At 57.8% G+C, this 7,152-nt stretch carries 9 protein-coding genes and 1 tRNA gene; 4 read left to right on the top strand and 6 right to left on the bottom strand.

Annotation, left to right across the window (positions count from 1 at the left end; all coding sequences use genetic code 11):
- A partial coding sequence (locus WCO56_27940) for a hypothetical protein (GenBank protein MEI7733435.1) occupies positions 1–496 on the top strand: 496 nt, incomplete at its 5' end.
- 71 nt (positions 497–567) lie between these two features.
- On the opposite strand, the gene WCO56_27945 is transcribed toward WCO56_27940, so the two are convergent.
- Positions 568–939 carry a hypothetical protein gene (locus tag WCO56_27945; GenBank protein MEI7733436.1) on the bottom strand — a complete coding sequence of 124 codons (372 nt, stop codon included), beginning with the start codon at positions 937–939 and terminating at the stop codon, positions 568–570.
- A 227-nt stretch (positions 940–1,166) separates the two neighbouring features.
- Between WCO56_27945 and WCO56_27950 the strand changes: the two genes are divergently transcribed.
- The gene (locus WCO56_27950; protein MEI7733437.1) at positions 1,167–1,400 is read left to right on the top strand and encodes a hypothetical protein; all 234 of its coding nucleotides are present in this window, start codon (positions 1,167–1,169) and stop codon (positions 1,398–1,400) included.
- Positions 1,401–1,547: 147 nt separating this feature from the next.
- On the opposite strand, the gene WCO56_27955 is transcribed toward WCO56_27950, so the two are convergent.
- A tRNA-Ile gene (locus tag WCO56_27955) sits at positions 1,548–1,623 on the bottom strand.
- A 279-nt stretch (positions 1,624–1,902) separates the two neighbouring features.
- Between WCO56_27955 and WCO56_27960 the strand changes: the two genes are divergently transcribed.
- Both WCO56_27960 and WCO56_27965 read left to right on the top strand, forming a co-directional pair.
- Entirely contained in the window at positions 1,903–2,715 is an 813-nt protein-coding gene (locus WCO56_27960) for a ferredoxin family protein (GenBank protein ID MEI7733438.1), read from the top strand.
- On the top strand, positions 2,712–3,905 hold the full coding sequence (locus WCO56_27965; protein MEI7733439.1) for a radical SAM protein: 1,194 nt from the start codon (positions 2,712–2,714) through the stop codon (positions 3,903–3,905). The genes WCO56_27960 and WCO56_27965 overlap by 4 nt, the downstream gene beginning before the upstream one ends.
- 65 nt (positions 3,906–3,970) lie before the next feature.
- On the opposite strand, the gene WCO56_27970 is transcribed toward WCO56_27965, so the two are convergent.
- The 4 genes from WCO56_27970 to WCO56_27985 all read right to left on the bottom strand — a co-directional run bounded on the left by WCO56_27970 (position 3,971) and on the right by WCO56_27985 (position 7,033).
- Positions 3,971–4,423, bottom strand: a complete 453-nt coding sequence (locus WCO56_27970; protein MEI7733440.1) for a hypothetical protein — start codon at positions 4,421–4,423, stop codon at positions 3,971–3,973.
- Positions 4,424–4,495: 72 nt separating this feature from the next.
- Positions 4,496–5,473, bottom strand: coding sequence for an NAD(P)H-dependent glycerol-3-phosphate dehydrogenase (locus WCO56_27975; protein MEI7733441.1), 978 nt, complete (start codon positions 5,471–5,473; stop codon positions 4,496–4,498).
- Position 5,474: 1 nt separating this feature from the next.
- Positions 5,475–6,140 carry a glycerol-3-phosphate 1-O-acyltransferase PlsY gene (plsY, locus tag WCO56_27980; GenBank protein MEI7733442.1) on the bottom strand — a complete coding sequence of 222 codons (666 nt, stop codon included), beginning with the start codon at positions 6,138–6,140 and terminating at the stop codon, positions 5,475–5,477.
- Positions 6,141–6,520: 380 nt separating this feature from the next.
- Complete coding sequence (locus WCO56_27985) at positions 6,521–7,033, bottom strand: ferritin (protein MEI7733443.1); 513 nt, start codon at positions 7,031–7,033, stop codon at positions 6,521–6,523.
- Positions 7,034–7,152: the final 119 nt, after the last annotated feature.

Genomic DNA, 7,152 nt, shown 5'->3' on the forward strand with positions numbered 1-7,152 from the left:
ACGCTACAGGACACCCTACGCTACAGGACACCCTACGCTACAGGACACCCTACGCGCCTACCAACGGCGCTGGGAAGCCGCTTGGCGTCTCTATGATGGCCACTCTGAGCACGCTGCCCAGCATCGCATTCTGAGCGCGGCGCGTGGCGTCTTGAACCGGACCCCGGAGGGTGATGTCTTGATGACGCCTGCGGCTATCCGGGATGACTGCCGGGAACGCCGTGCGCTGGCCTTGCGGGAAATGGAGTCCACCACCCGCGAGGCGTGGCCAGACGTCAAGGCGGTCCTTGACGCCTTTGCCGCGCGCCTTGATGGCCGGCTGGCGTCCATTCGGCGGATGACCCGGGCGAATGTTGCCCGGTTTGGCGGCCAGTACAGCGAGCCCCCCAAGGCGCTGATTCTTGCGGAAGCCATTGCCTTGGTGCGCAGTATCGAACGCCCGGCGGATGGCGCCGTCAGCCCGGCCGCGTTGCTAGACGGTGTTCTTGATCTGTAGAGGAAACACAAAAGCCCGCCCAGCGTTGACAACGCCGGGACGGGCTTTGAATGAGTACGCGTTACGGCAGACTATTGCAAACGACAGTCCACGGTAATTGTCCACCTCTGGATGTATTCATCTATCGAAAACCCTAGACGCGTCGCTCCACTTCGCAAGCTGGCAGCCTCTTTTCCCTCGACAATCACGGTAACATCGCCGCGCTTATGTATTATCGCGGATGCATCCCCAGCAGCATTGGCCGGGGCAAACTTTTTAAGGCCTTGGCGGAGACACTCGTTGAACAACCGATCTGGAGTCCACCCGATGACCTTAGCGTCATCACGGATCATCTGCGCAAGTTCACCCGGCAGTTGAATGTTGCGCACACGCCTAACGCCTCTGGGTGTGGTATTGGTTTTTCCAGTTTTGGAACCGGTTGTATTAATGGATTTTGCTTTCATTTGAACACGAAAAGCCACGTCACAACATGAGGTAGATCCCCGCCTGCATGGGCGGGCAACACGTCGCGACGTGGCAAAGTTTCTGGTGTTCTGCATATTTATGTTTCACCGGGATCTACTCCGGGCTGCCATCTCTGGCAACGTGGGCAACCTACGCCCATGACGCGGGGGGCGTCAAGCGGTGTTTTTCTGATTGTCGAAAGTGCTCACCAGTATAGGGTGCCCCTATGAATGTACCATCCGCCATCACGCAAGCCGACATTGACGCCATCCGCAATGCCATCATGGACTCTGAAACGTTCATTGACTACTCAGAGCTTGCCCGGCGGTTGAATATATCCGTGCCGATGGCTCGCCGGTTGGTGCGATGCCGAACGATACGCCCGGCAATTCGATCCGGGCGTATTGTGCGCTTTCACTGGCCAAGCGTGGTTGGGCAGTTGCACAGGCATAGCTATTAGCCACATTCAGCCCACGTTGAAGTGTGGTAAAGTCCGGCTTTGAGGTTCCAACTGTGAGAAAAAAATGAGAAACAAACGGTTTTTCTCAGTCTCATTTTTAGGTGAATGAAGTGCGGTTTTAACCCTGTTTTACCGTACTATATTGAATGGTGGGCCCAGTAGGGTTTGAACCTACGACCAAGCGATTATGAGTCGCCTGCTCTAACCGCTGAGCTATGGGCCCAACCGATCTGACATGTAACCCGGATGACCGGCTGATGACCATCTCCAACCCGTCATGAGCCGATACCCGCTATTTCGCCATAGTTCGCCTTTCAGGCAAGCTTTTTCGTCAGGAGAAAGGCGGTGAGGCGGTGAGTATTTTTGTTTTCATTCCGTTTCGACGGCGATTGACACCGTTGCCTTTGTCCCTCGCTATGACATTATATTCATCCATTCATTGACGTTGGCATAAGGGTGCGCTTTATTGCAGGCGTCCACGCTGAAACCGATGGACATGTTGATGAAGCCAAAAAAAACTGTGCTCGTGTTGTGTCGTTGCGCCAGCAGCGAGAATGCCCTGGCGGATAAGCGCCAGCAAATCCTTGAGGCGTTGCTGGCCGCCAAGGCCAAAGTCCATGTGGTGGATGATCTGTGCGAGTTGTCGGCGCGCAAAGATGCCCGGCTGGCCGCTTGGATGGCTGGGGACGAGGTCAAAATCGTGGCCTGTTATCCGCGAACCGTGAAGGCGCTGCTCAAATCTGCCGGATGCGCTTTGAATGGCGAGGCCATTGCGGTATTGAATCCCCGGGCGGATTCGGCGGAATCCATTGTGCAGCAAATCCTGGCGGAGGGACTGGGCGAACCGGCGTCGGTGGATTTTGAGACGCCCAAGGGCAGCGGTTGGATTCCCTGGTTTCCGGTGATTGATACCGAGCGTTGTGTGAATTGCAAACAATGCCTGAGTTTTTGCCTGTTTGGAGTGTATGGGCTGGATGAGGATGGCCGGGTGGCCGTCCTCAATCCGCAGGGGTGCAAAACCAATTGCCCGGCGTGTGCGCGGATTTGCCCCGAGGTTGCCATTATTTTCCCCAAATATAGCGACGCCTCCGCCAGTGCATCCCCCATCAGCGGCGCACCCATCCAAGATGAGACCACCGAGCGTGCCCGGGTGAAGGTGGATGTGAAGCAGATTCTCGGCTCGGATGTGTATGGCGCATTGGCCGAACGCCGCAAGCGGGCGCGTCCGCATCTGATCAAGCAGTCGGGGATAACTCTGGGACAGCAAGCCAGCAACCCACCGGTGCCGCCATCCAAAGGAGCCCTCGGCGCATGATCGCCCAACTGGCATATCGGATGCTCAAGGAGCCGGCCCCGCGTTTGTTGGCCAAATGCGCCTGGAACCTTGGCTGGAAAGGCATGCGGGCCATGAGCGCTTTTGAGAGCCGGCTCAAACGCGGTGAATTTTTCCCTGCCTTCGTGTTTTTATCGGTCACCAGCCGCTGCAATCTTCAGTGTCAGGGATGTTGGATTTCCGTCAACAAACCGGGACGCACTCTGGACGTCGCCACCCTGGATCGCGTGATCGTGGAATGCAAACGCCAGGGTTCCTCTTTCTTCGGGCTGCTGGGGGGTGAACCGTTGATGCATCCGGGCCTGTTTGAATTGCTGGAGCGACATCGTGATTGTTACTTCCAACTTTTCACCAACGGCACGTTGCTAACCGATGAGGTAGCGGGCAAGCTGCGGCAACTCGGCAATGTCACGCCCCTGATCAGCATCGAGGGCAGCGAAACGGTCAGTGATGAACGGCGCGGCGGCAAAGCGGTGTATCGCCGGAGCATGGAGGGGCTGGAAGCGTGCCGCCGCCATCGGCTGATTACCGGCGTGGCCACCAGTGTTTGCCGCTCCAATTTCGCCGACCTGGCCTCGGAAAAGTTTGTGCATGAACTGATCGGGCGCGGGGTGCATTATGTCTGGTATTACATCTACCGTCCGGTGGGCGTCAATCCCACGCCGGAATTGGTGCTTTCTGAGGAACAGGTATTACAGTTGCGGCAATTCATGGTGGATATCCGCTGCCGCGAACCCATTGTGGTCGTGGATGCGTACTGGGACCATGAAGGCCGCGCCTTGTGCCCGGCGGTGACCGGCATCAGTCATCATATCGGGCCGGGTGGGGATATTGAACCGTGCCCGGTCATCCAGTTTTCCCGGGAAAACGTGGGGGATGGCAGCGATTTGGTCAACAAGCTGGCGCATTCGGAATTTTTGGCGAAGTTTAGAACTTTTGCGGCTCAGACCACCCGTGGTTGCATCATCATGGATCATCCCGCCCAATTGAAACAATTCCTGGTGGAACAGCAAGCGGCGGATACGACTGGACGCGGCAGCGGACTGGCGGAATTGGCGGCCATGCAGCCGCAGACCTGTCATCACGTTGCCGGGCGGGAGATTCCCGAGAAGCATTGGATGTACCGGTTTGCCAAGAAACGTTATTTCTTCGGCTTCGGCGCGTACGGTTGAAGCGTACCCGCCAAATCATCTGGCGTAAAACCGGCACCCCGCGTGGTGCGTCCGTCTGGTGTCACTCAAGACCGTATCACCGCCAAGACAATCAACAATACCAAGGCGCTTAGAATGGTCCCGACGATAAGCAGCAGGCCCATGCAACCGCCTTTTCCGGCGGGTTTGGTAAAACGCTCCGGATTGGTGGCCCGCAGTTCGGCCTCCATTGCTTCCACCTCCGTTTTGGCCTCGGCCAATCCCTTGCCAGTATCTTCCCGGTAGCGTTTGATCGCCTCAATCTTTCGCCCTTGAAAGAGCAACTCGTTCACGCTTTGCGAAGCATCAGATGGACCGGGGCGCGCGGGCGGGCGCGGCTCACCGCGCAATTCCGCCTCCAGGTCTTCAATAAACATTTTCGCCTCGGACAGACCCGTGTTGGTGCATTCACGATACAGCTTGATGGCCTCAATCTTTTGGTTCCGCTGCACCAGCGATTGAATTTCTTTGAACTTTTCGATGGGAAGTGGCGTGTTCATAAACGTTTTATCTTGGGGAAAGCCTGCGGTTCTGGAACGGTTTTGTCGAACATATAATGGCGGTTTTTAGGGTTAATCTTCCGCCTTCACATCCCGGTTCATCAGGTCCATCACTGCTTGCCGGGGTGTTTTGCCTTCATAACATACCGCATGCACCTCATCAATGATCGGGATGCTCACCTTCAGGCGTCGGGCCAGTTTTTGTGCGGAACGGGCGGTGGGATAACCCTCCGCCAGTTTTGGCGCGCTGGCCAGGATGGCCGGCATCGTTTCGCCCCGGCCCAGTCGTTCTCCCAGCGAACGGTTGCGGCTGAGCTTGGAAAAGCAGGTGACCGTCAGATCTCCGATGCCGCTTAGGCCGGCAAAGGTTTCCGTCTGCGCGCCATCCGCCGTTCCCAGCCGTCGGATTTCCGCGATTCCCCGGGTGATCAGTGCGGCCTTGGTGTTATCGCCAAAACCTAAGCCGTCGCTCACGCCGGCGGCAATGGCGATCACGTTCTTCAGCGCGCCGCCCAGCTCCACTCCCCGCAGGTCCGGGCTGCGATACATGCGGAACGTGGGGCGATGAAACAGCGACTGCACTATTTGCGCCGTGGCGGCGTCCCCGCTGGCGCACACAATGGCCGTGGGAACTCCGCGTGCCACTTCCACCGCAAAACTGGGCCCGCTCAGGGCGGCCACCGGGCACTTCGGGGCAAGTTCCTGGAGAATCTCACACATCGTGTCTCCCGTCTCAAATTCAATGCCCTTGGTGACACTCACCAGGATGGCCCTGGTCGCGCCCAACCGTGCCGCCACGGATCGGAAAAACTCGGAGGGAATGGCCAGCACGATGCAGTCACGCCCAGCCACCGCCCGGTCAAAATCAGTCTCCACCTCCAGATCGGTCGGTAGTGCCACGCCGGGCAGATACGCCTCGTTCTGTCCGGATCGGATTGCCTCCAGATTGGCGCGGTTCACATCCCACAGCCGGACCTGATGTCCGTTATCGCGCAATAATTTGGCCAAGGCGGAGCCCCAGGCTCCGGCTCCCAGAAAAGTGACTTTCATATCAGTTGCTCGGTTTGGAATTGGCCGGTTCATTCCGGCGTGAAGTAATTTTTGGCTCGGTGCCGTTCCGCAGCCGTTGCAGGTTGCCCTTGTGCTTGTAAACGGCCAGCGCACCCAGGACCACCGTGACCCCCAGCAATACCCCTCGGCTGCCGGTGCCATACGCGGCGAACGGCAGCGCCACGGCAGAAGTGATGGACGCCACCGAGACATAGCGGGTGAGCGTCAGCACCATGACCCAGATGCCCAAAGCAATTGCGAATGCCAGCGGCATCAGGGCCAGCATGACTCCCGCCGTGGTGGCAATGCCTTTGCCGCCCTTAAACTTCAGCCAGCAGGTGTAATTGTGGCCCAGGATGGCGCATATTCCGGCCAGGATGGCGAGCCGCTCGCGCAGGATGCCATCCGGATCCGCCGGTGCCCCGAATCCCAAGTACAGCAGCTTGACCAGCAGGCCGCAGGCCAGGAACCCTTTCAGCAAATCCACCGCCAACACCGTCACGCCGGCGGCTTTGCCCAGTGTCCGGAATACATTGGTGGCCCCGATGTTGCCGCTGCCCACCGTGCGGATATCCAAGCCCTTGAGCCGGCCCGCGAGATACCCCGTGGGCACTGACCCCAGCAAATACGCGGCCAGCGCCACGCTGATGTACAAAACAAATAACACCCCGCCACTTTAGGCATCTGCCGCGCGCGTTGAAGCAAAAAGTGAGGAACATTTAAAACCGTTGCTGGAGCGCGTGCGGCAAACAATCGCAGGAGACGACGTTTGGAGACTCCCAGCCCTCAAAAAAGAGCGGCATGGGATCAAGGAACGTTCATTGTCAGACTCTAACTTAAACCGTTAAAACCAGCAGACAGCCGAAAAGTTTGAGTCTCGACACCTACGACCAAACCCCGTAGGAGACGATGTTTGGAGACTCAAATATATCCGCCTCACATTGCCTTAACTCGCGGCGACGGCAACTCGAATATGCCGATGTGCCGCATTCATGTGAGCCTCGTCACCGGCTCCTGATGGATTTTGAAAGCGCCGCGCCGGTTTGCTTACTTCTTATCCGCGCCCAGGATTTTATCAAGGTGCCGGTCGAGGTCCATCATGGAGCCGGCACAGGTAGCGCTTTGCACGCGATCCAGCAGTTCATCCGCCCAGGCCTCTTCCTCCACTTGCTCCTGGATGAACCATTGCAGTAACACTTGCGCCGGATAATCCTTGGAGGCCAGAGCCGCCTCGTAGGTCGCGTTGACCCCCTCGGTATTGACTCGTTCCATGGCTTGTGCCTGCTTCACCACGTCGAACAGGGTGGCATACTCGCTCTTGGGGGCTGCGAGCACCCGGATTTCCGGACGCACCCCGCGATCCAGCAGATGCGCCATGAATTTCGCGGCGTGCGCGCGTTCCTCCTCCACCTGTTTATGGAAAAACGCGGCAAAGCCGCTGTAATGCTCATGGTCGCACCACAAGGCCATGGCCAAGTAACCTTGGGCCGCGCCCAGTTCATGATTCAATTGGCGTTGGATTTCCGTCGCCACCATCGGTTTGATTGCAATTCCAGGCATAATATCTCTTTGTTCTACTTACGATGGCAAGATAGTCCGAATTGGCGGGTTGTCCAGTGCGGATCGCGCAGTTCCGAATTAGCCCTTGTTTCCCCCTTGGGGCGCATTGGCGGCCCGCA

This window comes from Verrucomicrobiota bacterium (genome assembly GCA_037139415.1).
GTDB lineage: Bacteria > Verrucomicrobiota > Verrucomicrobiia > Limisphaerales > Fontisphaeraceae > JBAXGN01.